The organism is Streptomyces sp. FIT100, assembly GCF_024584805.1.
Lineage (GTDB): Bacteria > Actinomycetota > Actinomycetes > Streptomycetales > Streptomycetaceae > Streptomyces.
In genome coordinates this window covers 6,956,988-6,980,822 of record NZ_CP075715.1, presented here as the reverse complement: position 1 = coordinate 6,980,822, position 23,835 = coordinate 6,956,988, and the positions used below count along the sequence as shown (strand labels likewise).

Sequence of the window (23,835 nt, the reverse complement as noted above, 5' to 3'; positions counted from 1 at the left end):
ACATTCCTTCTACTGGTCAGTAGCGAGAAGTTCCGGTGACTTTCCCGGCGCATGGCTCCGCCCGCGGCGAATCGTTCGCCGCGGGCGGGGGTGGGCCGAAGTCCGTCAGCAGTCCTTCTCACGCAGCGAGTGCAGGTGCCGGCTGGACTTGCGGGCGAAGGCGAACGACTCGACGGGGTTGTCGTGTTCGGCCTGCCAGTGGTGGTCGAGGCGGCCGCCGCGGGTCCTCGTCACGGCGGAGATGAACCGCTGGTAGTCGATGTCGCCGTCGCCGACGTCCACCATGCGGTAGCCGTCGCGGGCGGTCTCGTCGTGCTCGCCGTCCTTGACGTGGAAGAGCGGGTAGCGGTCGGGCTGCTCAAGGACGTAGCGCAGCGGGTCGAAGGGGTCGAGGGTGCCGTCGGCGCGCTTGGAGAAGCGGAACTGGCCGGCGTAGGCCCAGTAGATGTCCATTTCGAGGTAGACGAGATCCGGGTCGGTCTCGGCGAGGAGCACGTCGTAGAGGCGGACGTCCGGCCGGTCCGTGGCGAAGGAGAACTCCTCGGCGTGGTTGTGCTGGTAGAACTTCATGCCGCGGGCCTTGGCGGCGGCGCCGTACTCGTTGAACTCCTCGGCGCAGCGCTTCCAGCCGTCGACGGTGGAGCCGTAGCGCCAGGGCCCCGAGGCGGTGCCGATGTGCTTGAGGCCGAGGGCCTGGGCGTCGTCGAGGACCTGGTCGAGGTTCTGGGCGAAGGTGTACGCGGCCGGGTCGTTGGAGTAGTAGCCGACATGGCTGCCGATGGCGCGCAGTCCGTGGTCGCGGGTGAGCCGGCGGAGCTGGTCGAGGGTGATGGCGCCGGCGGAGCCCTGGGTGTAGCCGGCGTACTCGACCTCGTCGTAGCCGTACTTCTCGAGTTCGGCGAAGACGGCGGCGAATCCGAGGGTGGAGACCTTGTCGCGGAGCGAGTAGAGCTGGATGCCGAGGCGTCCCGGGGGCAGTACGGGGCGGCCGTGGCCGTGGCCCTTGCCGTGTGCGGCGGCGGTGGGGGCGGCGGCGCCGAGGAGGGCGGCGGCGGTGGCTCCGGCGGCGACGCCGAGCATGCCGCGTCTGCTGAGCTTGCGGCTGAGCTCGGGGTCGGGGGTGCTGCTCGTGCGGCTCATTGTGGATAACTCCTCGTTGTCGGTGTCCTGTGGTTCAGTGGAGTCCGGCGAGGTGAAGCAGCAGGGACTTCACATCGGTGGCCGCGACGCGGCCGCTTACGGCGCGGGGGGTGGAGCACAGAATGAGCGGACCTTCGTCATCGCTCGTGGGGAGGCGGCCATGGCTGCCGCGAATAGGTGAGGGGTCGAGCGGCACGACCGCCATGCGGTAGCGCATGCCGAGTTTCTTGCGGGCGAGGGCCGCGGCGGCCTTGATACGGACGTAGGGGTCCTCGGGGTCCATGAAGAGCTCGACGGGGTCGTATCCGGGCTTGCGGTGGATCTCGACGAGCTGGGCGAAGTCGGGGGCCTTCGTATCGTCGAGCCAGTAGTAGTACGTGAACCAGGCGTCGGGGTCGGCGACGGCGACGAGCTCGCCGGAGCGCGGGTGGTCCAGGCCGTGCTCCTTCTTGCCCTCGTCGTCGAGGAGCTGGGCGATCCCGGGCAGGCCGTCGAGGGCTTCTCGGGTGGCGTCGAGGTCCTCGGGCCGGCGTACGTAGATGTGGGCGAGCTGGTGGTCGGCGACGGCGAAGGCCCGGGAGGCCATGGTGTCGAGGTACTCCATGCCGTCCTGGGTGTGGACTTCGAGGAGGCCGGCGCGGCGCAGTTCGCGGTTGATGTCGATGGGGCGGGTGACGCGGGTGATGCCGTATTCGGAGAGGGCGACGACGGTGCGGCCTTCGCGGGCGGCGTCGTCGAGGAGGGGGGCGACGGCTGTGTCGAGGTCGGCGGCGGCCTGCAGGGAGCGGGGGTCGTCGGGGCCGTAGCGCTGCAGGTCGTAGTCGAGGTGCGGGAGGTAGCACAGGGCGAGGTCGGGGGTGCGGGTGCGCAGGATGTGCCGGGTGGCGTCGATGATCCAGCGGCTGGAGACGATGTCGGCGCCCGGGCCCCAGAAGTGGAACAGGGGGAAGGTGCCGAAGCGTTCGGTGAGTTCGTCGTGGAGCGCCGGGGGCCGGGTGTAGCAGTCGGGTTCCTTGCGACCGTCGGCGTAGTACACGGGGCGGGGGGTGACGGTGATGTCGGTGTCGGCGCCCATCGCGTACCACCAGCAGATGCTGGCGACGGTGTAGTCCGGGTGGACGCGGCGGGCGGCGTCCCAGAGTTTGTCGCCGGCGACCAGGCCGTTGTGCTGGCGCCACAGGAGGACGTCGCCCAGTTCGCGGAAGTACCAGCCGTTGCCGACGATGCCGTGCTCGTCGGGGAGGGTGCCGGTGAGGAAGGTGGACTGGGCGGTGCAGGTGACGGCGGGGAGCACGGTGCCGAGCGGGGCGTGCGAGCCGGTGGTGGCGAGCTTCCTGAGGTGGGGCATGTGGTCGAGCAGACGAGGGGTGAGGCCGACGACGTCCAGGACGAGGAGGGGGGTGGGTCGCACGGTGCCCTGGGCGGAGGTGGCGGTCATGGGAGTTCCTTGAGGCCGAGTTCGGTGAGCAGGTCGCGGGCGAGGGTGAGTTCGGCGGCGATGCCGTCGGCGAGCTGGGCACGGCTGCGGGGCCGCAGCTCGGCGGGGAGGGCCTGCCAGGTGTAGGTCTCGACCTCGAGGTGGTGGGTGAGTGGTGTGGGGCCGCCGACGAGGCGGGCCAGGGTGTCCTGGAGTACGGGCAGTGTGGAGGTGAGCGGCGGGGCCGGTGGTGCGTGGAGGGGCACGTGGAAGTGGGCGCGCCAGGGGGCGCCGTCGGGGAGGGCGTCGGCGGCGAGTGCCTCGTGGAGGTCGTCGGTGCCGCGCAGGCCGGCGGCGGTGCGGGTGCGGGTCTGGTGGAGGAAGCGGGGTTCGGCGAAGGCGGCGAGTGCGTCGCGGACCTCGGGGAGGTGGGGGTGTTCGGCGTGCAGGGCGGCGGAGAGCTGCGCTTTGGGGATGGTGATGCCCGCGGTGGCGAGGGCGTCCAGCGCGGGGCCGGGTTCTTCGAAGGAGGTGGCGAGATGGCAGGTGTCGATGCAGATGCCGATGCGGTTGTCGGCGATGGCGGTGAGCGGGCCGATCGCGTCGGCGGTGGTCTCCACGGTGCAGCCGGGTTCGGGTTCGAGGGCTATCCGGATCGACTTGCCGGTGAGTTCCTGGAGGGCGTCGAGGCGTTCGGCGAGGGTGGTCAGCGCGGTGCGTGCGGTGGCGGCGGCCTGCTCGTCGAAGCGGGTGCGCCAGGCGAGCGGGAGGGTGGAGACGGATCCCTCGGTGACGTCGTCGGGGAGCAGGGCGGCGAGGAGCCGGGCGAGGTCGCTGGTGTGGGCGAGCCGCGGCGGCTCGGTCCAGTCGGGCCGGTAGACGCGGTACTTGACCTCGTCGGCGCCGAATCCCTCGTAGGGGAAGCCGTTGAGGGTGACGGCTTCCAGGCCGCGGCGGTCGAGTTCGGCGCGCAGTCCGCGCAGGGCAGCAGGGTCGGTGACGAGGGCGCGGCCGGCGTCCTTGGCCAGCCACAGGCCGATGCCGAGGCGGTCGCGGCCCAGGCGTTTGCGGACGGGTTCGCAGTGGTCGCGCAGCTGGGCGAGGACGCCGTCGAGGGTCTCGGCCGGGTGGACGTTGGTGCAGTAGGAGAGGTGGACGGTGGAGCCGTCGGGGTGGCGGAAGCGCATACGGGTCGCCTCCTCATTCCCCGCCGCGGAGGATCGAGTTGCCCTCGTGCAGGGCCTCGGGTGCGGGGACGTCGAGCTGGAGGCGGCCGCTTCGGCCGTAGAAGGCGACGGGGTTGCGCCACAGGACCTGGTCGACGTCGTCGGCGGTGAATCCGGCGGCGAGCATGGCGTCGGCGGTCCTGCGGGTCTTGAGGGGGTCGCTCTTGCCCCAGTCGGCGGCCGAGTTGACGAGGACCTTCTCGGTGCCGTGGGTCCTGAGGATGGCGACCATGCGGTCCTCGTCCATCTTGGTGTCGGGATAGATGGAGAAGCCGAGCCAGCAGCCGGCGTCCTTGGCCTCCTTGACGGTCGTCTCGTTGAGGTGGTCGAGGAGGACGTCCTCGGGGGCGAGCGCCGATTCGCGGACGACGTCGATGGTGCGGCGCAGGCCGGCGAGTTTGTCACGGTGGGGGGTGTGCACGAGGGCGGGCAGCTGGTGGTCGGCGGCGAGCTGGAGCTGGGCGGCGAGGGCGGTGTCCTCGGCGCGGGTCATGGAGTCGTAGCCGATCTCGCCCACGGCGACGACGTTGTCCTTGACGAGATAGCGGGGCAGTGCGTCGAGGACGGGGGTGCAGCGGGGGTCGTTGGCCTCTTTGGGGTTGAGGGCGACGGTGCAGTGGTGGGCGATGCCGTACTGGGCGGCGCGGAAGGGTTCCCAGCCGAGGAGGGCGTCGAAGTAGTCGAAGAAGGAGGCGGGTGAGGTACGGGGCTGGCCGAGCCAGAAGGAGGGTTCGACGACGGCGCGGACGCCGGCGGCGTGCATCGCCTGGTAGTCGTCCGTGGTGCGGGAGGTCATGTGGATGTGGGGGTCGAAGATGCGCATCAGGACTTCTCCGTGGGGGACGTCAGGGCGAGGACGCGGTGGAGGTCGGCGGGGACGGGGCGGCCGGCGGCGGTGCGTTCGGCGGCGTAGTCGCCGAGCATGCGGGCCAGTTCCGCGTCGCCCCGGGCACGGCGTTCGAGTCCGTCGGCCGCGGCCAGTGGCACGCCGGTGAACAGGCATTTGAGGAGTGCGTGGCGCCAGGAGTGCGCATCGAGGTGTTCGGCGGCGTAGGGGCCGACGGCGGCGGCGACGAGCCGGGTGTCGTTGGTGCGCAGGGCGTCCTCGACGAGGGGCAGGCCGTCGGCAGGCGCGGGGGCGAGTTGGGGCAGGGAGAGGAGGACGGCGCGACGTTCGGCTGCGGTGCCCTGCTGGTAGAGGCGGGTGAGGGTGGCCGCGTCGGCGCGGGCTTCGCGCAGGAGGAGGGTGCGTACGGAGTCGGCGTGGTCCTGGCCGCAGTGGCGGCCCGCGGCGGCGAAGCGGATTTCCCAGGCGGGTGGGGTGCCGTCGTCGGGGCGGGACGCTTCGTCGAGGGCTTGGCGCAGCCAGGCGCGGGCGGCGGCGTCGAGCCGGGTGTCGAGTTCGTCGCGGGTCAGGGTGGTCATGCCGCGGCTCCGTTCGAGGGGAGGTGGGAGCGCAGGAAGTCGAGGGAGGCGCGGGCGAGTTCGGGGCCCGCGTGGGAGTGGCGGGGCAGTTCGACGACGGTCAGGCCGCGGTAGCCGGTGGCGGCGAGGGCGTCGAGGACGGGCGGGAAGTCGATCTCGCCGTCGCCGAAGGGGAGGTGTTCGTGGACGCCGCGGCGCATGTCCTCGATCTGGACGTGCCGGATCCAGGGGGCGGCCTGTTCGACGCAGTCGGCGGGGGGTGCCGTCTCCAGGCACTGGCAGTGGCCGATGTCGAGGGTGAGGCCGAGGGGTTCGGGGTCGCCGAGGAGGGTGCGCAGGTGATGGAAGTCGTCGAGGGTGGCGAGGAGATGGCCGGGTTCGGGTTCGACGGCGAGGGGGACGCGGGCGGTGGCCGCGACGTCCAGGACGGGGGTGAGGGCGGCTTCGAGGCGCTGCCAGGCGGTCTCGGGCGCGGTGGCCGCGGGGGTGATGCCGCTGAAGCAGTGCACGGCGTGCGCGCCGAGGTCCTCGGCGACCTGCACGGCGCGGACGAGGAGTCCGGTGCGGGCGGCGCGGGCGTCCGGGTCGGGGTCGAGAAGCGACGGGCCGTGCTTGCGCCGCGGGTCGAGGACGTAGCGGGCGCCGGTCTCGACGGTGACTTCCAGGCCGAGGTCGGCGAGGCGGCCCGCGAGCCGGCGGGTGCGGGAGCCGAGATCGGGGGCGAGCGGGTCGAGATGCATGTGGTCGAGGGTGAGGCCGACGCCGTCGTAGCCGAGGTCCGCGAGGAGGACGAGGGCGTCGTCGAGGCGGAGGTCGGTGAGGCCGTTGGTTCCATAGCCGAGGCGCAGGCTCATGTGGGGCTCACCTTCCTGGCGAGGCGTCGGGCAACGGGGACGAGCGCGAGGACGGCGAGGCCGGTGCCGGGCGCGCCGGAGCGTGCGGCGAGGGCGGCCTGCAGCGGGATCATGGCGCGGATCCCGGCGCCGACGGCGCGTTCGGTGAGGGGCGGGGAGGGGTTGAGGGCGGCGTGCAGGAAGGGGGTGAGGGCGGTGCGGGCGTAGGCGGAGGCGGCGAGCCCGGCGGCGACGGGGGCGAGGCCGTCGGATGCCCGCATCAGGGACGCGGCCCGGTCCCGGAGGCGTCCGGCCGGTGCCGTGGGCGGGCTGCCCCCTGCCCCTGCCCCGGTCCCGGCCCAGGCCCCGGTGCCGCTCCCGACCCCGGTCCCGGCGGTGGGAGAGGGCCGGTTGCGTGGGCGGGCCGTCGCCGCGGTGATGACCAGGGCGGTCGCCAGCGCCGCGAGGGGCGCCCTGGTGGAACCGCCCTGGGTTTCGTGGCGGGAGACGGAGGTGATCGCGTAGGTGTGGGCGCCGAGGAGCGCGGCGTGCGGCAGGGCGGGGCGCAGTGCCGTGGGGCGGGTGGCCGTCGCGCCGAGGAGGAGGTCCAGGGTGCGGGCCGAGGCCATCGCCGCCGGGCCTGCCGGGGTGTGCTTGAGGTGGAGGTCGTACGACCAGACCGCCGCCGCCAGGGTCGTGGCGACGGCCAGCGGGGCGCGGCCCGCCCGGGCCGCCAGGGCCAGGCCGGCGGCGGTCAGGGCGCCGGCCGCGGCCAGGGCCGCGGGCGGGCTGATCCGGCCGGACGGGAGGGGGCGGTGCGGGCGTTCGACGGCGTCCTCGTCGCGGTCGGCCCAGTCGTTGAGGGCCATGCCCGCCTCGTACAGGCACAGCGAGGCGCCCACGGCGAGCGCAGTGCCCCGGTTGGGGCGCAGCCCGGCACAGGCCGCGCCGGCGAGCGCGTCGCCGGGGACGGTGAACAGGGCGGAGACGCGCAGGAGTTCGGCCCATGCGCGTAGTCGGCCGCCGCGCCCCGCGGCCACCGCGGCGGGGGTGGCCGCGGCGTCCGGCCGCGCCCGCCTCCCGGCCGCCCGTGCCGGTGCCGGTGCCGGTCCGGGCGCGGGTGCCGGTCCGGGCGCGGGTGCCGGTCCGGGTGCGGGTGCCGGTGTCGGTGCCGACGCTCTCGGCTGAGCCGGATCGGCGCCGGTAGCCCCGGCCCGTGCCCCGGTGCGGCCCGACACCGCATCAGGCGCCGCACCGGGGGGCGTATCGGGCGCCGTCCCTTCCGGCACGTCGGGGGCGTCGGGGGCGTCGGGGGCGTCGGGGGCGTCGGGGGGCCCGGACGCGGCCGCGGGCTCCGGTCCCCTCGTCCCGCCGGGGCTGTCCCCCGCCTGTTCTTCGGCGCGGGCCGGCGCACCGCCCGCCGGCGGGCGGTGGGAGCCCGTGACAGCTCGCGGTGCGGGGCGGGGGCCCGTCGGGGACCGGGACGGCTGCGGCCCGGCCGAGGAGCGCAGTGCCGCCAGGACGCCGAGGACGCCCACGGCCCCGAGCGCGGTCACGGCCGCCACGGCGCCGCGGGTGCCCCGGCCGAGGCCGCGGCCGGGTGTCATCGGGCGTCCCGCAGGCGGTCGGCAAGGCCGAGCAGCTCCCCGTACTGCTCGGCGAGGGCCGCCGGGGCGCCCGGGTCGGGGTCCTTGAAGTAGAAGGCGAGTTCGGGAAGGGGGCCGGAGATGCCCGCCTCGTGGGCGCGGGCGAGGAGGCGGGCCAGGTCGAGGACGAGGGGGGCCGCGAGGGCGGAGTCGCAGCCCTGCCAGGTGGTCTGCAGGACCATGCGGGTGCCGAGGAAGCCGTCGAAGGCGATGTGGTCCCAGGCCGTCTTCCAGTCCCCGAGTGCGGGCACGTCGTCGATGTGCACCTCGCCCTGGGGTGCGGCGCCGAGGCTGTCGGCGAGGACGCGTTCCTTGCCGGCGTTCTTCGCCGCTGCCGCCGCGGGGTCGGCCAGCGCCGCCCCGTCCCCGCCGCCCAGCAGGTTGGTGCCGGACCATGCCCGGACGGACAGGGCACGTTGCACGAACATCGGGGCGAGTACGGAGCGGAGCAGCGTCTGGCCGGTCTTGCCGTCCCGGCCCGCGTGGGGAAGTCCGCGGGCGGAGGCGGCGTCGGTGAGGGCCGCGGTGCGCAGCCCGGTGGAGGGGGTGAAGTTGATGTAGGGGCAGCCGGCCTCGATCGCGGCGGCCGCGTAGAGGGAGCTGGCGGGGAGCCGTTCGGCGTCCGGGCCCGGGGCGGGTTCGGTGGAGGCGACGTTGACGACGACGGCGCGGGCGAGGTCGTGGCGGCGCAGGAAGGAGGTGAGGTCGGCGGTGAAGGCTGCGATGAGTTCGGTGTCGGTGCGGGTGTCTCCGGGGAGTGGTCCGCCGGTGCGGATCTCCTCGTCGGCCGCGGTGAGTTCGGCGCGCAGGGCGGCGGGCAGGCCGTGGGGCAGGACGCCGCCGGCGGCGAGGTGTTCGGCCCGCTTGGGCAGGGGGCAGGCGGTGGTGTCGTGGCCGCCGAAGACCAGCGATGACAACGATGGCAGTCCGGCCGCGGCGAACGGCGGGGTTTCCGTCACCATGCCCGTGGCCGGGTGCAGTCCGGCTGTGACCGCGGCGCAGCCGGCGATCGCGGTGGTGGCGACGGAGCCGCGGGCTCCGATCAGCCAGACCCCGGTGCGGTGTTCCTTGGGATTGGTCACGGGCTGCCTCCCTGGCTGCGGTGCGGCGGTGGTGGGGCGGCGGGCGGGGGTACGGCGTCTCCCCGCCCGCCGCCGGCTTGTGGATCCGGCAGGGGCCGCCCTACGACGCCGAGGGCAGCTCCTTGATCTGGATGTTGCGGAAGGAGACCTGGTCGTCGGCTCCGTGGTTCTGGAGGCCGATGTAGCCGTCCTTCAGGCTGCGGACGGGGTCGGTGTTGGTGTAGTCGTTGATCTTCACTCCGTTGAGGAAGACCTGGAGCCGCTCGCCCTGGACCTTGACCTCGTAGCTGTTCCACTGGCCCGGGGGCCGCAGCACCCGGTCGCGGGCCTTGAGGTCGGCCGACTTGAAGCTGTAGATCGCACCGGTGGTGCGGTCAGGTGCGTCGCTGGCGTCGATCTGGATCTCGTAGCCGTTGTTCACGGCGGACCAGGGGTCGTCGGAGGCCGGGAAGCCGACGAAGATCCCGGAGTTGTCGTCGCCCGCCATCTTCCAGTCGAGCTTGAGCGAGTACGACGCGAACTGCTTGGCCTGGTACCAGAGCATGCCCATGCCGCCCTCGGTCTGCAGCTCGCCGCCCACGACGTTGAACTTCCCGGGCCCCGCCTGCTTCCAGCCTTCCAGGGTCTGGCCGTTGAACAGGTCGCGGTAGCCGGTCGCCGGCTTGCAGTCGGCGTTGACCTGTCCGGAGGCGTAGCGCAGTCCGCCGAGGAGGTGCCGGCGGAAGGCCGGCTCGGCGTAGGACTCCTTGGTGTGTCCGCCGCCGGTGTAGAAGGCCCTGCCGCCCTGGTAGGTCTGGCACCAGGCGATGGGGTGGTCGCCCTTCATGTTGCCGCCCTGGTAGGTGGTTTCGTCCAGGGTGGCGAGGATGCGGGCCTGACCGCGCGGGTTGGTGCGGTAGTTGTACCACTCGTCCGTGCGCTCCCAGGCCGCCTCCAGGTGCGAGGTGGCGGGGTGGTCGTGGTCCTCGACGCGGACGGTGGCCTTCTGGATCTGCGGGTGGGAGTGGAAGTAGGCGCCGACGAGTCCGCCGTAGAAGCCCCAGTCGTACTCGGTGTCGGCCGCGGCGTGGACGCCCATGTAGCCGCCGCCCGTGGCGACGTAGTTCTCGAACGCCTTCTGCTGGTCGGCGTTGAGGACGTCACCGGTGGTGGACAGGAACACGACGGCGTCGTAGCGGGCGAGGTTGCTCGTCGTGAACTGGGCGGCTTCCTCGGTGGCGTCGACGGTGATGTTGCTTCCGGCGCCGAGTTCCTTCAGGGCGGCGACACCGGTGGGGATGGAGTCGTGGCGGAAGCCGGCGGTCTTGGAGAAGACGAGGACCCGCTTGGCGGTGCGGTCGACGGGGGTGCTGGAGAGTTCGAAGTCGTCGACGTCGTAGAGCGCTCCGGCTCCGCCCTTGAAGACCAGGAAGAGTTCGGTGGTCTTCTTCGGCACGGCCCGCAGGGGTACGTCGATGTCCTGGAAGGTCTCCCAGCCGCCGGTCACCGGGACGGGGGCGGAGCCGAGGAGGGTGCCGGTCGCCGAGCCGGTGCGCACTTCGAGGAAGCCGCCCGCGCCGCCGGAGGAGATCCGGGCGGTGAGCTTGGTGGAGCCGGACAGGTTGTAGGGCTTGAAGGAGATCCAGTCCCCGTCGTCGATGTCGCCCACGGTCCTTCCTCCGTTGGCGGGCGCCTTGTCGTAGACCGTGATGCCGGACTGGGCGCTGAAGTGCTCGGCCTGCCGGTGCCGGGGCTGGAGCTGCGCCTGGTCGTGTGTGGTGAGCGGGGCCTGGCCGCCGCCTCCGCCGTCGGTGTACTCGGCGTCGAAGACTCCGAAGATGTTGGCGTTGGGGTCGTGTCCGCCGTCGGCGGAGGTCTTGATGGTGCCGGTGCAGCCGTTCGCGGAGGTCACGGGGTGGCCGTGGCTGTCGTGGCCGAGGACGTAGGTGACCTTGACCTTGGCGCAGTCGACGGTGCCGTCCTCCGGGTCGGTGACGGTCACCTTGAAGGGGACCTCGTCGCCGAAGCTGAACAGTGCGCCCTCGGTGGGCAGTTCCAGTGTGACCTTGGGTGCGGTGTTGCCGACGACGACCTGGACGCTGGCGGAGCCGGTGCGTCCCGTCGGGTCCTTGGCGGTCACGGTCGCCGTATAGGTGCCGTTCTTGCGGTAGGTGTGGGTGGGGTTGGCCGCGGTGGAGGTGCCGCCGTCGCCGAAGTCCCAGCTGTAGGTGAGGGCGTCGCCGTCGGCGTCGGTGGTGCCGGCCGAGGAGAGGGCGACCCGCAGCGGGGCGGTGCCGGAGGTCTTGCTGGCGCCGGCCTCGGCGACCGGGGAGCGGCCTCCGGTGGCGTTCTCGATGCGGTAGATCGCGGAGTGCTCGTCGCCGCCGAACCAGGCGGTGCCGTAGTCGAGGACGTACAGCGCCCCGTCGGGCCCGAAGGCCATGTCCATGATCTGCGTTCCGGTCCACGGGACGGGGTTGATGGACTGGACGGTGCCGTCGTCGCCGTGCTCGATGCGCTTGATCCAGCGGCGGCCGAACTCGCCGGCGAAGAAGTCGCCGTCGTACGCCTCGGGGAACTTGACCGGGGAGTCGAGGTCCGGGTCGTAGCGGTAGACGGGCCCGCCCATCGGGGACTCGGAGCCGGTGCCGAACTCGGGGACGGAGCCGCCGTCGTAGGGGAGCCACGCCGGCTCGGCGGGCGGCAGGTCGACCAGGCCGGTGTTGTACGGCGAGTCGTTCTTCGGGGCCGCGCAGTCGAAGGTGGCTCCGGACACCTTGGTGGCGAAGTCGTAGTCGACGTAGGGGTCGTTGTCGCCGGTGCAGAAGGGCCAGCCGAAGTTGCCGGGCTTGGTGATGCGGGCGAACTCGACCTGTCCGGCCGGGCCGCGCTTGGGGTCGGCCGCGCCCGCGTCGGGCCCGTAGTCGCCGACGTAGAGGATTCCGGTCTTCTTGTCGACGCTGAAGCGGAAGGGGTTGCGGAAGCCCATCGCGTAGATCTCGGGCCGGGTCTTGTCCGTGCCCGGGGCGAAGAGGTTGCCGTCGGGGACCGTGTAGGAGCCGTCGTCGGCGACCTTGATGCGCAGGACCTTGCCGCGCAGGTCGTTGGTGTTGCCGGAGGTGCGGCGGGCGTCGTAGGCGGGGTTGCGGCCGGTGCGCTCGTCGATGGGCGTGTAGCCGTCGGAGGCGAACGGGTTGGAGTCGTCGCCGGTGGACAGGTACAGGTTGCCCTGCGCGTCGAAGTCGATGTCCCCTCCGACGTGGCAGCAGATGCCGCGGGTGGCGGGGATGTCGATGACCTTCTTCTCGCTGGCGTTGTCGAGGGTTCCGTCGGCCTTGAGGACGAAGCGGGAGAGCCGGTTGACTCCGTCGTACTTGGCGAAGTCGGCGGCCGTGCCGTCGTTGGGCGCGTCGCCTGCGGGGGTGTCCAGCGGGGGCGCGTAGTAGAGGTAGATCGCCCGGTTCTCGGCGAAGGCGGGGTCGATGCCGACGCCCTGGAGACCTTCCTCGTCGTGCGAGTAGACGGGGATGGTGCCGATCACCTTGGTGTTGCCGGCGGCGTCGGTGCTGCGCAGCTCGCCGTCGCGCGAGGTGTGCAGGACGCTGCGGTCGGGCAGGACGGCGAGGGACATGGGCTCGCCGGTCTCGGGCTCGCCCTTGGCGAGGGTGACCTGCTGGAACTCCTCGGCCGCCGGGGCGGGGGCCGGGTGGTCCGGGTGGGCCGCGGCGCCGGGGGCGGAGATGGCCAGTGACGTCGCGGCGAGAAGGCTGCCGGTGAGGAGCGCGAGTCCCTTTCTGATGCGGGCTCGTTGTGCTCCGGGCCGTTTTCTGTGCACGTGTGTCCTCCGGAGGTAGCCGGTCGTACGGGCGGGTGCTGCTTGCCGTTCGGAAGGTCCGGGGACCGGCGTGCGCCGTCACGCTGGTCACGTTCGGTGCTGTGTCACAGGTTCGTGTCCGTGTCCTGTACACCTCAGGGACGGTAGCCGGGTTCGTCCAGGGCCGAAAGCCCTTGCGCAGCAAGGAAGTTGAACTTTCTCCCGGGGCAGGACAAAGCGGGGCCGGGGCAGGCCGGACCGGCCCGGCGGCGTGCTGCCGCCACCGGACGCGGGCCCGCCCCCGACGGGCGGACGGGGACACAGGCCCCCGGTCCTCTCCTAGTCGTTGCCTCCGAAGGCCGCGTCGAACGAGGCCGACGGCGGGTCGAAGTCGTAGCGCTTGAGGGTGGCGAGCGCTTCGGGGGCGCCGGCGAGGCGGTCCATGCCCGCGTCCTCCCATTCCACGGAGATCGGGCCGTCGTAGCCGATGGAACGGAGCATCCGGAAGACGTCCTCCCAGGGCACGTCGCCGTGCCCGGCGGAGACGAAGTCCCAGCCGCGCCGCGGGTCGCCCCAGGGCAGGTGCGAGCCGAGCCGGCCGTTGCGGCCGTCGAGGCGGCGCCGCGCCTCCTTGCAGTCGACGTGGTAGATACGGTCCTTGAAGTCCCACAGGAAGCCGACCGGGTCGAGGTCCTGCCAGACGAAGTGGCTGGGGTCGAAGTTCAGCCCGAAGGCGGGGCGGTGGCCGACGGCCTCCAGGGCGCGGTGCGTGGTCCAGTAGTCGTAGGCGATCTCGCTGGGGTGGACCTCGTGGGCGAAGCGGACGCCTTCGGCGTCGAAGACGTCGAGGATCGGGTTCCAGCGTTCGGCGAAGTCCTCGTACCCGCGCTCGATCATGTGCTCGGGCACCGGCGGGAACATGGCGACCAGATGCCAGATCGAGGAACCGGTGAAGCCGATGACGGTACGGACGCCGAAGGCGGCGGCGGCGCGTGCGGTGTCGGCGAGTTCGCGTGCCGCCCGCTGCCGTACGCCCTCGGGCTCGCCGTCGCCCCAGATCCGGGCGGGCAGGATCGCCTTGTGCCGCTCGTCGATCGGGTGGTCGCAGACGGCCTGCCCGACGAGATGGTTGGAGACCGCCCAGCACTGGAGCCCGTACTTGTCGAGCAGCGCCCGCCGCCCGTCCAGGTAGGAGGGGTCGGAGAGGGCCTTGTCGACCTCGAAGTGGTCGCCCCAGCAGGCGAGTTCGAGTCCGTCGTAGCCGAAGTCGCGGGCGAGCCGGCAGACCTCCTCCAGGGGAAGATCGGCCCACTGGCCGGTGAAGAGGGTGAAGGGACGTGGCACGGCGAGGACCTCCTCGGACGGCTGTGTCACAGGGGGATGGGTGTGTAGACGGCGTTCTTCTCGGCGCTCTCCTCCACCGCTGCGAGGACGCGCTGCACCTGGAGGCCGTCGGCGAAGGACGGTGCGGGCGCGGTCCCTTCGGCGATGGCGTGCACCAGGTCGTGTGCCTGGTGGGTGAAGGTGTGCTCGTAGCCGAGGGCGTGGCCGGGCGGCCACCACGCCGCGAGGTACGGGTGGTCGGCCTCGGTGACCAGGATCCGCCGGAAGCCGGCCGACGCGGCGGGCTCGGTGTTGTCGTGGAAGGACAGCTCGTTGAGCCGTTCCAGATCGAAGGCGAGCGAGCCGAGTTCACCGTTGATCTCCAGCCGCAGGGCGTTCTTGCGGCCCGACGCCATCCGGGTGGCCTCGAAGGAGGCGAGGGCGCCGGAGGCGAGCCGCCCGGTGAACAGGGCGGCGTCGTCGACGGTGACCGCTCCGCGCGCGGCGCCGCCGGATGCCGACAGACCGCTCGACGCCCCGGCGAGCAGCGGCCGCTCCCGCACGAAGGTCTCGGTGAGCGCGGAGACGCCGACGAGCGGCTCCCCCGCCAGGTACTGGGCGAGGTCGACGGCGTGGGCGCCCAGGTCGCCGAGGGCTCCCGAGCCGGCGTGTTCGCGCTCCAGCCGCCAGGTCAGCGGGAAGTCGGGGTCGACGAGCCAGTCCTGGAGGTAGGTGACCCGTACGTGGCGCAGCGCACCGAGCCGGCCGCCGTCGATGAGCCGGCGGGCGTACGCGATCGCGGGCACCCGCCGGTAGTTGAAGCCGACCATCGCCACCTGGCCGCGCGCCGCGGCCCGCTCGGCCGCCGAGGCCATGGCCTCGGCCTCGGCGACCGAGTTGGCCAGCGGTTTCTCGCACAGGACGTGTTTGCCCGCCTCCAGCGCCGCGATGGCGATCTCCGCATGGCTGTCACCGGGGGTGCAGACGTCGACCAGCTGGACGTCGTCCCGGGTCACGAGGGCTCGCCAGTCCGTCTCCGCAGCCGCCCAGCCGTGCCGGTCCGCCGCGGCCCTGACCGCGGTCGCGTCACGGCCGCCGATCGCGGCGAGGACCGGCCTCAGCGGCAGGTCGAAGACGCGGCCCACGGTGCGCCACCCCTGGGAGTGGGCGGCGCCCATGAACGCGTATCCGACCATGCCGATGCCGAGCGTCGGCGGCGCGGCCTCACTGTCCCTCTGTTCCATGCGGGTTCCTCCTCGTCGATTGCTCGGTGGCGGCGGGCCGGGACGGTCAGCTGAAGCCCGTGGGCTCGTACTCGGCGACGTTGTCCTTGGTGACGACGGCCGAGTAGAGCGTGATCGAGGCGGGGATCTCCAGCTCCGCGAGACCGCCGATGCCCTTGCCCTGGCCGAGCGCCCGCGCCAGGTCGATGGCGGACGCGGCCATGGTCGGCGGGTAGAGGACGGTCGCCTTGAGCACGCTGTTGTCGGCCTTGATGGCGTCCATCGCGGACTTGGCGCCGGCGCCGCCGACCATGAGGAAGTCGTCGCGGCCGGCCTGCTGGATGGCGCGCAGGGCGCCCACGCCCTGGTCGTCGTCGTGGTTCCACAGCGCGTCGAACTGCTTCTGCGCCTGGAGCAGCTGGGCCATCTTGGCCTGGCCGGACTCGACGGTGAATTCGGCGGCCTGGCGTGCCACCTTGGTGATGTTGGGGTAGTTCTTGAGGGCGTCGTCGAAGCCCTGGCTGCGCTGCTTGGTGAGCTCCAGGTTGTCGAGCCCGGCGAGCTCGATGACCTTGGCGTTCGGCTTGTCCTTGAGCTGTTCGCCGATGTAGCGGCCGGCGTTGAGGCCCATGCCGTAGTTGTCGCCGCCGATCCAGCAGCGGTACGCCTGCGGGGAGGCGAAGATCCGGTCCAGGTTGATGACGGGGATGCCGGCCTTCATGGCCTGGAGGCCGACCTGGGTCAGGGCCTTGCCGTCGGCCGGCAGGATCACCAGGACGTCGACCTTCTTGTTGATGAGGGTCTGGATCTGGCCGATCTGGGCGGCGGTGTCGTTGGAGCCCTCGGTGATCTCCAGGGTCACGTCGGAGTACTTGGCCGCCCGGTCCTTGGCGTTCTGGTTGATGGCGTTCAGCCAGCCGTGGTCGGCCTGGGGTCCGGCGAAACCGATGGTGACGGCCTTGCCGGGGGCGTCGTCGGCGGCCGGCGCGTTGTTCGTGGCCGTGGCCGCCTTATCGGACTTACTGGGCTCGTTGCTGGTGCAGGCGGTGAGCAGGGCGCCGGCGGAGACGGCGGCGGTGCCGAAGAGCAGTCCTCTGCGGCTGGTGCCCGTGATTTCTGGCATGGCGACAGACCCCTTTCGGGACAGGGTGCGATCGGGCGTGCGGGGCGGGTGCGGGGGTGAGGGGGGTGGACGGTGGCGAGGCGTGAGGTGCGGGACAGGCGGGCGGGCCCGGCTGTCACGTCTCGCCGTTGCGCAGGGTGCTGCGCTGGACCAGGACGGCGGCCACGATGATCGCTCCCTTGGCGATCTGCTGGACGGCGCTCTCCAGATTGTTGAGGGCGAAGATGTTGGTGATGGTGGTGAAGACGAGGACGCCGAGCACGGAGCCGACGATGGTGCCGCGGCCGCCGCTGAGCAGGGTGCCGCCGATGATCGCCGCGGCGATGGCGTCGAGTTCGTAGAGGTTGCCGTTGGTGTTCTGGCCGGAGCCGGACAGGATGATCAGCAGGAATGCGGCGATTCCGCAGCACAGCCCGGAGAGCAGGTAGAGGTAGAGCCGCTGGCGGCGTACGTCGATGCCGGCGAGGCGGGCGGCTTCGGCGTTGCCGCCGACGGCGACGGTGCGGCGGCCGAACGTCGTGCGGTTCAGGACCAGCCAGCCGACGATCGTGACCGCGGCGAAGACCAGGACCAGCGGCGGGACGCCGAGGATGTAGGAGTCGGGCACGCCGAGGTCGAGCACCGACGTCACGGTGACGATCTGGGTCCTGCCGTCGGTGATCTGCAGGGCGAGTCCGCGGGCCGATGCGAGCATGGCGAGGGTCGCGATGAACGGCACCATGCCGCCGTAGGCGATGAGCAGTCCGTTGACCAGTCCGCAGCCCAGACCGACGATGACCGCGGTGAAGAGGATGCCGGCGAAGCCGTACTCCTGGGTGGCGACGGTCGTCGCCCATACGGAGGCGAGGGCGACGATCGCGCCGACGGACAGGTCGATGCCGCCGCTGGTGATGACGAAGGTCATGCCGACGGTGACGACACCGATGACGGACGCCTGGGTGAGCACCAGCTGGAGGTTGGAGGTGTCCAGGAAGGTGTCGGGCTTGGTGATGCCGCCGACGGCGATCAGGACGGCCAGGACGCCGAGCAGGGACAGATTGCGCACATCGGCGCGCAGTCCGACCGCCGGACGCCGGCCGCCCCGGTCGGCGGTGGGCTTGGCCACGGGCGGCGGCGGTGCCTGCGGGGCCTCGGAGGCGGGCTGCGTCATGAGCTCGGGCTCCCTTCCATGACGAGGTCGAGTACGCGGTGCTCGTCCAGCTGGGCCGCGGGCGCCGTGTGGACGACGCGGCCTTCGCGCAGGACGAGCACCCGGTCGGCGAGGCCCAGCACTTCGGGGACCTCGCTGGAGACGAGCAGGACGGCGAGTCCGTCGTCGGCGAGCCGCCGGATCACCGCGTAGAGCTCGGCGCGGGCGCCGACGTCGACGCCGCGGGTGGGCTCGTCGAGCAGCAGGACCCGGCAGCCGCGGAGCAGCCAGCGGGCGAGTACGGCCTTTTGCTGGTTGCCGCCGGACAGGGTGCGGATCCGGGCGTCGGGGTTGTCGGGGCGCAGGGACAGCTCCCGGGTGGAGCGCTGTGCGGCCCTGCGCTCCTCGCCGCGGTCGAGCCAGCCGCCGCGCGAGAAGCGGGAGAGCGAGGAGACCGACACATTGCGGGTGACGGACTCCAGCATCAGCAGGCCCTGGGCCTTGCGTTCCTCGGGGGCGAGGCCGAGTCCGGCGCGGACGGCGGAGCGGACGCTGCCGGGTTTGAGGGGGCGTCCGTCGACGGTGACCCGGCCGGCGGTGGGCTTCCTTGCCCCGTAGATGGTCTCCAGGATCTCGGAGCGTCCGGAGCCGACCAGTCCGGCGAGTCCGACGATCTCGCCGGGGCGCAGTTCGAGATCGACGGGGGCGAACTCGCCGTCGCGGGCCAGTCCTTCGACGCGCAGCACGGGGGCGCCGTCGGGGGCGGTGGCGGGCCGGCCGGGGAAGACGTACTCGACGTTGCGGCCGGTCATCAGGGCAACGATGTCACGGGTGGGCGTGGACTCCGCGGGCAGCCCGCCCGCGACGGCCCGGCCGTCCTTGAGGACGGTGACGCGGTCGCCGATGCGCCGGATCTCCTCCAGGCGGTGGGAGATGTAGACGACGGCGACTCCGTCGGCGGTGAGCTGGGCGACGATGCGGAAGAGGTTGTCGGTCTCGTCGGGGTCGAGGGCGGCGGAGGGCTCGTCCATCACGATGAGGCGCACGTCGTGGGAGAGCGCGCGGGCCATCGAGACGATCTGCTGCTGGGCGGCGGAGAGTTCGCCGACCTGGCGGGCCGGGTCGATCTCGGGGTGGCCGAGGCGGCGCAGCAGGGCGCCGGCCTCCCGGCGGGCCTCGCGGCCGCGTACGACGAACCCGGCGGTGGTGGGTTCATGGCCGAGGAAGACGTTCTCGGCGACGGACAGGCCCTCGACCAGGTCGAGTTCCTGGTAGATGGTGGCGATGCCCAGGCGCATGGCGGCGATGGGGGACCTGAGCGAGACGGGCTCGCCGCGCCAGGTGATCTCGCCGTCGTCGGGCTGGTGGGCGCCGGCGAGCACCTTGATGAGGGTGGACTTTCCGGCGCCGTTCTGGCCGAGGAGGCAGTGGACCTCGCCGGCCTGGACGTCCAGGTCGACGCCGTCGAGGGCACGGACACCGGGGAAGGACTTGGTGATGCCGGACATGGTGAGGAGCGGCGGTGCGGGTGGTGGTGCTGGTGCCATGACGGGTCCCCTCGGCGGGTGCGGGTGCTGCGCGTGCCGTTTCGGGTGGTGCCGTGGTGCCGGTGGTGCTGCCGGGCTTCGGGCGGGTGGTGCCGTGGTACCGCTGGTGCCGTGGTGCCGGTGGTGCTGCCGGGTTCGGGCCGGTGGCAGGGCGTGCCCGCCCGTTCCCCTCCCGGGGAGCGGCTGCCCGTGACCCGTTACGCGGGTGAGAACAGGTGGTCGCTGATGAGGCGGGCCGCGCCGATCACTCCGGCGGTGGGGCCCAGTTCGCCCAGCACGATCGGGAGGTTGCCGGTGGCCAGCGGCAGTGACTGCCGGTAGACCTGGGTGCGGACGCTGGCGAGCAGGGTGTGGCCGAGTCCGGTGACGCCGCCGCCGATCACGACGAGGCCGGGGTTGAAGAAGCTGACGAGTCCGGCGATGACCTGGCCGACACGGTTGCCGCCCTCGCGGATGAGCTCCAGGGACGTGGCGTCCCCGGCCGCCGCGGCGGCCGCGACGTCGACGGCGGTGAGCTTCCCCGCCGTCTCCAGCCGGTCGGCGAGCTCGGGCGACTGTCCCGTGCGGGCCGCCTCCTCGGCGTCGCGGGCGAGCGCGGCGCCGCTGAAGTGGGCCTCCAGGCAGCCCTTGTTGCCGCAGGCGCAGGCGCGTCCGTCGGCCTCGACCTGGATGTGGCCGATGTCGCCGGCGCTGCCGGTCGTGCCGCGGTAGACCTCCCCGCCGACGACGATGCCGCAGCCGATGCCCGTGCCGATCTTGACGCAGAGGAAGTCGCCGACGGAGCGGGCGACTCCGGCGTGCTGCTCCCCCATCGCCATCAGGTTCACGTCGTTGTCGACCATGACGGGGCAGCCCAGTTCCTGGCTGAGCGCCTCGCGGACGGGGAAGCCGTCCCAGCCGGGCATGATCGGCGGTGCGACGGGGATGCCCTCGGGGAAGCGCACGGGCCCCGGCACGCCGATGCCCGCGCCGTCGAAGCCCTCGGCGAGTCCGGACGCCTTGAGTTTGGCGGCCATCGCGAGGACCTGCTCGAAGACGGCGACCGGCCCTTCGCGGACGTCCATCGGGTGGTTGAGGTGGCCGAGCACTTCCAGTTCGGCATTGGTGACGGCTACGTCGACGGAGGTGGCGCCGATGTCGACGCCGAGGAAGCGGAGGCCGGGGGCGAGCCGGATGTTGTGCGAGCGCCGGCCACCGCGGGATGCGGCGAGGCCGTCGGCGACGACGAGTCCGGTCTCCAGCAGCCGGTCGACCTCGACGGCGAGCTTGGAGCGCGAGAGATCGACCTGATCCCCCAGCTGGGCCCTGGAGTTGGGCCCGCCGTCGCGGAGCAGCCGCAGCAGCCGCGCCTGATGCGCGTTGGCGGGTCGAGCCGTCATACGTCTCACGCACCCCTCCCCTCCCCTGGCCTTCGGCACGGGGATCCCCCGGCCGTTGCCGGCCGGCCTGCTCCGTCTGGCTTTCGAGGGGAACGTAGCAGCGCTTGCCCGGAGGGGGAAGAAGTTGAGCATGAATCCACTACGACTTTTTCCACCCCGAGGACAAAGCCCTGGGGGCACGGCGCCGTTGGACCGGTCGTGGTGCTGACGGCGGGCCGTCGCCCGACGCACGACGGGGCCGCGTTCCGGGCCTGTCGGCCGTGCCGCCGGCCGGGCCGCGTACTTCAGACAGCCCGTCCCCGGCCGCTGACGGGGCCAGGGGCGGGGTCAGGACCGGGGCCGGAGCCGGGCGCGCGGCGGTGCTACTCGGGCCCGCCGGGATCTCCGGGGCGGGGCCGCAGCGCCGCGCGCATGCGCTCAGTCGCGGGGCGGGCCGCCCAGGGTCCGCTCGGTGTCGGTGCTGCTCCAGTGCGCGGTGAGCAGCAGGGCGATGTCGTCGGGGCGGTCGACGACCTGCCGGGCCTCGCGGATGAGCCGGTCGGCGGCGTCGGCGATGGTCGTGCCTCCGGCCCGGGCCAGGGTGGTGCGCAGCCGCTCGACGCCCTCGTCCATGTCGGCGCCGGGCCGTTCGATCAGCCCGTCGGTGAACAGGGCGAGCACGGCCCCCGGCTCGACGGTCAACTCACTGACCGGGTACGTCTCGTCCGAGTCGACGCCCAGGACGACGCCGCCGGGCAGGTCGAGCGTCTCGGTGGTGCCGTCCGGCCTGCGCAGCAGGGGCTGCGGATGCCCGGCGCGTACGGCCTGGGCGGCGCCGGTCGCCGGGTCGAGGCGGACGTAGCAGCAGGTGGCGAACTGGCCCGGGTCGAGGTCGATGAGCAGCCGGTTGGTGCCCTTGATCACCTCGTCGGGCTCCCGTCCGGCGAGGGCGAATGCCCTTACGGCGCTGCGCAGTTGGCCCATAGTGGCGGCGGCGGAGACGCCGTGGCCCTGGACGTCGCCGATCACGAGGGCGATACGGCTGCCGGTCTCGATGACGTCGTACCAGTCGCCGCCGACGTCCATGCCCTGGGTGCCGGGCAGATAGCGGGCGACGGTCTCCACGTTCTCCAGCGCGGGCAGGCGCCTCGGCAGCAGGGCGTCCTGGAGGCCGCGGGCGAGGGCCGCCTCGGTGTCGTAGCGCTGGGCGCGCGCGAGGGCCTGGGCGATGAGTCCGGCGAGCGCGGTGAGGACGGTGCGCTCCTCGGGGGCGAAGCCCCGTGGCTGGTCGAAGCCGAGGATGCAGGAGCCGACCGGGCGGCCGGAGGCGATGAGCGGGAGGAAGGCGCGGGCGCCGATGGAGGCGTCGAGCGGGATGCCGGGGTAGGCGCCGGCGAGCTGCTCCATGGACTCGAAGAAGATCGGGCGGCCGGTGGTGAGGGTTTCGACGCCGGGCAGCCGGGCGTCGAGTCCGACTCCGTCGAAGGGTTCGAGGAAGCCGGTCGGGAAGCCGGTCTCCCAGGCGAGGTAGAGATGCTGCTCGTGGAGGATGTAGATGGCCAGCTGGCGGCCGCCGAAGGCGGGCAGCAGTTCCTCGGTGACGACGGCGGACACCTGGCGCGCGGTGACGGCCTCGGTCAGGGCGATGGCCAGTGCGACCGGGCGGTAGAGGGCGCTGGCGCGGTCGGCGGGGGAGGCGAACTGTCCGATGCCTGCGCCCGGTCGGCTCATGGACCCCGGCTCGTAGGCGGGCCGTTCCAGGGCGGAGAGCCGGCAGGTCGCGCCGTGGTGTCCCGGGTAGAAGGTGACGGACACCCAGTCGCCCTCCGAGCGGCGGGCCTGGAACTGGAGGGGCTCGTCCGACAGCAGCGCCGCGCGGTAGTAGTCCCCGTACGCGGGCCGGTCGAGCCAGGGGACGGCCTCCCACAGGACCCGTCCGGCCAGTTCGTCGCCGGTGCCGCCGAGGAGTTTCCGGGCGCTGCGGTTGACGTAGGCGATGCGTCCGGCCCTGTCGAGGGAGAACAGCCCTTCGGGCAGCCGGTCGCCCGCCTCGCCGCCGGCGGCCCCGGCGCCGAGTTCCACGAGCAGGCCGGTCAGCCGGCTGCCGCCCAAGGGGCCGGTGCCTCGTTCACCGGCGCCTCGTTCACCGGCGCCCCCGGGAGGTGCGTGGACGGTCCGGCCCGTGAACTCCACCAGGCACGTGGTCCCGTCGGGGCGCCGCAGCCGCAGTCTGCGGCTGACGGGCGTACCGTCGGGGCCGGCCTCGTGGGCGACCGCCCAGAGCTGGTAGACGTCCTCGGGTGCGACGGCCGCCGCGAGCGCCTCGATAGTGCGGGGGAAGTGTTCCGGGTCGGCGCCGATGATGTCGCACAGGCCGTCGTCCGCGGTCAGGGCGCCGCTGCCGAGATCCCATTCGAAGCGGCCGATGCGGGCGGTGCGCCGGGTGGTGTCGGGGGCGCGGGCGACGATGGGCTCGTCGCTCCACCGGATGGGCGTGCCGGCGCTGTCGATGCCGGCGAGTGCGGTGCCGAGCCGTTCGGCCACCTGGTCGAGCCTGCGGCGGTCCGGCTCGCCGACCGGCTGCCCGGTGGTCGCGGGGCGCAGCACCGCGAGGACTCCGTACCGTTCCCGCCCGCCCGTGACCGGCGCGTACATCGAGCCGAACGGGAACGGCAGTCCGGCCATGAGCTGCGGGAAGCGGCGCATGGCCTCCTCGGCGTCGGCGAGGTGGATGCTCCGGCCGGAGCGGAATGCCTCGGCGACGGGGAAGGGCCGGTTCACATGCATCCGCCACCACGGGTGCATCAGCTCGCCGGGGAGCCCGACGAGCACGGCGAGCCGGAGCAGCCCTTGTGTCTCCGAGCGCAGGTACACCCCGCCGGCGTAGCCGCCGACCGCGCCGGTCGCCTCGACCGCGGCCTCGGCGAGCGCAAGGCCGAGCTCGTCCGGGGTGCGGACAGGGCTGTCGCTCGTCCTGTGCTGTGGCCCGCTGTGGCGTGACGGGCCGGGCCTGGCCGCGCCGTACCAGGTCACAAGGAAAGGATGCGCCCGCGGCGGCCCGCGGCGCACCTCCGGCCCGCGGCTCGCCCCGGGCCCCCGGCGCGCCCTGCGCGCGCGACCGCGGCCGCGGGTCGTGTCGTCGAGGTCCCGTCCGCCCTGCGACGCCCTGGCACACTCCCCCCGGAGCGCGCGCTTGGAGCTGCCCCCACGCCGTTCCCCCTGGGCGGAGCCGGCCGCGGGCCGACACCGGGGAGTGTCTTCGAAGCGGCGTCGCCCGCCCGGAGGGCGGGCCGGGTGGTGTCCGGTACGTGCCCTCGCAAGGCGGCGGAGCGGGAGTCCGTACGGAGCGTCGGCGACCCGACGACCGGGAGCAGCTCCCGGGCCCGCAGGGCCCGGTCGTGGTCACCGGACGGCTGACCGCGCCCCGTCGCCGCGGGAGGCCGTGATTCGGGACTCCGCGGCCTGTCCCGGCCCGTCCTCTCTGCGCATGCTGCGTGCAAGTCCTGGGTGGGAACCCGCATTCGGCGCGGCCGCTTGCCGGCAAGGCCCGGCGGCGGCCTGGTCCGCCGG

At 72.9% G+C, this 23,835-nt stretch carries 16 protein-coding genes; all 16 read right to left on the bottom strand.

The features are described from left to right. Positions 1 to 105 precede the first annotated feature (105 nt). A complete protein-coding gene (locus KK483_RS31155) occupies positions 106 to 1,140 on the bottom strand; it encodes a sugar phosphate isomerase/epimerase (protein ID WP_262008552.1) in 1,035 nt (344 codons plus the stop codon). A gap of 34 nt (positions 1,141 to 1,174) precedes the next feature. Next, positions 1,175 to 2,578 carry a nucleotide pyrophosphatase/phosphodiesterase family protein gene (locus KK483_RS31150; RefSeq protein ID WP_262008551.1) on the bottom strand — a complete coding sequence of 468 codons (1,404 nt, stop codon included), beginning with the start codon at positions 2,576 to 2,578 and terminating at the stop codon, positions 1,175 to 1,177. Next, positions 2,575 to 3,744, bottom strand: a complete 1,170-nt coding sequence (gene eboE / locus KK483_RS31145) for a metabolite traffic protein EboE (protein WP_262008550.1) — start codon at positions 3,742 to 3,744, stop codon at positions 2,575 to 2,577. Before eboE ends, KK483_RS31150 begins: the two co-directional genes overlap by 4 nt. Before the next feature lie 13 nt (positions 3,745 to 3,757). Next, a complete protein-coding gene (locus KK483_RS31140) occupies positions 3,758 to 4,606 on the bottom strand; it encodes a TatD family hydrolase (protein WP_262008549.1) in 849 nt (282 codons plus the stop codon). Then, positions 4,606 to 5,208 (bottom strand): EboA domain-containing protein, encoded by a 603-nt coding sequence (locus KK483_RS31135; RefSeq protein ID WP_262008548.1) that lies wholly within the window; start codon positions 5,206 to 5,208, stop codon positions 4,606 to 4,608. The genes KK483_RS31140 and KK483_RS31135 overlap by 1 nt, the downstream gene beginning before the upstream one ends. After that, a complete protein-coding gene (locus KK483_RS31130; RefSeq protein ID WP_262008547.1) occupies positions 5,205 to 6,062 on the bottom strand; it encodes a sugar phosphate isomerase/epimerase in 858 nt (285 codons plus the stop codon). The genes KK483_RS31135 and KK483_RS31130 overlap by 4 nt, the downstream gene beginning before the upstream one ends. Continuing rightward, complete coding sequence (locus KK483_RS31125) at positions 6,059 to 7,081, bottom strand: SCO3242 family prenyltransferase (RefSeq protein ID WP_262008546.1); 1,023 nt, start codon at positions 7,079 to 7,081, stop codon at positions 6,059 to 6,061. Before KK483_RS31125 ends, KK483_RS31130 begins: the two co-directional genes overlap by 4 nt. A gap of 563 nt (positions 7,082 to 7,644) precedes the next feature. Beyond that, on the bottom strand, positions 7,645 to 8,769 hold the full coding sequence (locus KK483_RS31120; RefSeq protein WP_262008545.1) for an inositol-3-phosphate synthase: 1,125 nt from the start codon (positions 8,767 to 8,769) through the stop codon (positions 7,645 to 7,647). 100 nt (positions 8,770 to 8,869) lie between these two features. Continuing rightward, positions 8,870 to 12,583 carry a ThuA domain-containing protein gene (locus KK483_RS31115; RefSeq protein WP_262008544.1) on the bottom strand — a complete coding sequence of 1,238 codons (3,714 nt, stop codon included), beginning with the start codon at positions 12,581 to 12,583 and terminating at the stop codon, positions 8,870 to 8,872. 318 nt (positions 12,584 to 12,901) lie between these two features. Continuing rightward, positions 12,902 to 13,906, bottom strand: a complete 1,005-nt coding sequence (locus KK483_RS31110; RefSeq protein WP_262009762.1) for a sugar phosphate isomerase/epimerase — start codon at positions 13,904 to 13,906, stop codon at positions 12,902 to 12,904. A 26-nt stretch (positions 13,907 to 13,932) separates the two neighbouring features. Then, a complete protein-coding gene (locus KK483_RS31105; RefSeq protein ID WP_262008543.1) occupies positions 13,933 to 15,129 on the bottom strand; it encodes a Gfo/Idh/MocA family protein in 1,197 nt (398 codons plus the stop codon). 46 nt (positions 15,130 to 15,175) lie between these two features. Further along, on the bottom strand, positions 15,176 to 16,231 hold the full coding sequence (locus KK483_RS31100; protein WP_262008542.1) for a substrate-binding domain-containing protein: 1,056 nt from the start codon (positions 16,229 to 16,231) through the stop codon (positions 15,176 to 15,178). Positions 16,232 to 16,346: 115 nt separating this feature from the next. Further along, positions 16,347 to 17,381 (bottom strand): ABC transporter permease, encoded by a 1,035-nt coding sequence (locus KK483_RS31095; RefSeq protein WP_262008541.1) that lies wholly within the window; start codon positions 17,379 to 17,381, stop codon positions 16,347 to 16,349. Next, positions 17,378 to 18,907, bottom strand: coding sequence for a sugar ABC transporter ATP-binding protein (locus KK483_RS31090; RefSeq protein WP_262008540.1), 1,530 nt, complete (start codon positions 18,905 to 18,907; stop codon positions 17,378 to 17,380). Before KK483_RS31090 ends, KK483_RS31095 begins: the two co-directional genes overlap by 4 nt. 197 nt (positions 18,908 to 19,104) lie before the next feature. After that, positions 19,105 to 20,286, bottom strand: coding sequence for an ROK family transcriptional regulator (locus KK483_RS31085; RefSeq protein ID WP_262008539.1), 1,182 nt, complete (start codon positions 20,284 to 20,286; stop codon positions 19,105 to 19,107). Between the two features lie 417 nt (positions 20,287 to 20,703). Next, the gene (locus KK483_RS31080) at positions 20,704 to 23,298 is read right to left on the bottom strand and encodes a SpoIIE family protein phosphatase (RefSeq protein ID WP_262008538.1); all 2,595 of its coding nucleotides are present in this window, start codon (positions 23,296 to 23,298) and stop codon (positions 20,704 to 20,706) included. Positions 23,299 to 23,835 lie beyond the last annotated feature (537 nt).

Coding starts and splice junctions, on each gene's coding strand:
- KK483_RS31085 (WP_262008539.1), bottom strand. CDS start 20,286: ATGACGGCTCGACCCGCCAACGCGCATCAGGCGCGGCTGCTGCGGCTG.
- KK483_RS31135 (WP_262008548.1), bottom strand. CDS start 5,208: ATGACCACCCTGACCCGCGACGAACTCGACACCCGGCTCGACGCCGCC.
- KK483_RS31090 (WP_262008540.1), bottom strand. CDS start 18,907: ATGGCACCAGCACCACCACCCGCACCGCCGCTCCTCACCATGTCCGGC.
- KK483_RS31095 (WP_262008541.1), bottom strand. CDS start 17,381: ATGACGCAGCCCGCCTCCGAGGCCCCGCAGGCACCGCCGCCGCCCGTG.
- KK483_RS31100 (WP_262008542.1), bottom strand. CDS start 16,231: ATGCCAGAAATCACGGGCACCAGCCGCAGAGGACTGCTCTTCGGCACC.
- KK483_RS31155 (WP_262008552.1), bottom strand. CDS start 1,140: ATGAGCCGCACGAGCAGCACCCCCGACCCCGAGCTCAGCCGCAAGCTC.
- KK483_RS31150 (WP_262008551.1), bottom strand. CDS start 2,578: ATGACCGCCACCTCCGCCCAGGGCACCGTGCGACCCACCCCCCTCCTC.
- KK483_RS31140 (WP_262008549.1), bottom strand. CDS start 4,606: ATGCGCATCTTCGACCCCCACATCCACATGACCTCCCGCACCACGGAC.
- eboE (WP_262008550.1), bottom strand. CDS start 3,744: ATGCGCTTCCGCCACCCCGACGGCTCCACCGTCCACCTCTCCTACTGC.
- KK483_RS31130 (WP_262008547.1), bottom strand. CDS start 6,062: ATGAGCCTGCGCCTCGGCTATGGAACCAACGGCCTCACCGACCTCCGC.
- KK483_RS31105 (WP_262008543.1), bottom strand. CDS start 15,129: ATGGAACAGAGGGACAGTGAGGCCGCGCCGCCGACGCTCGGCATCGGC.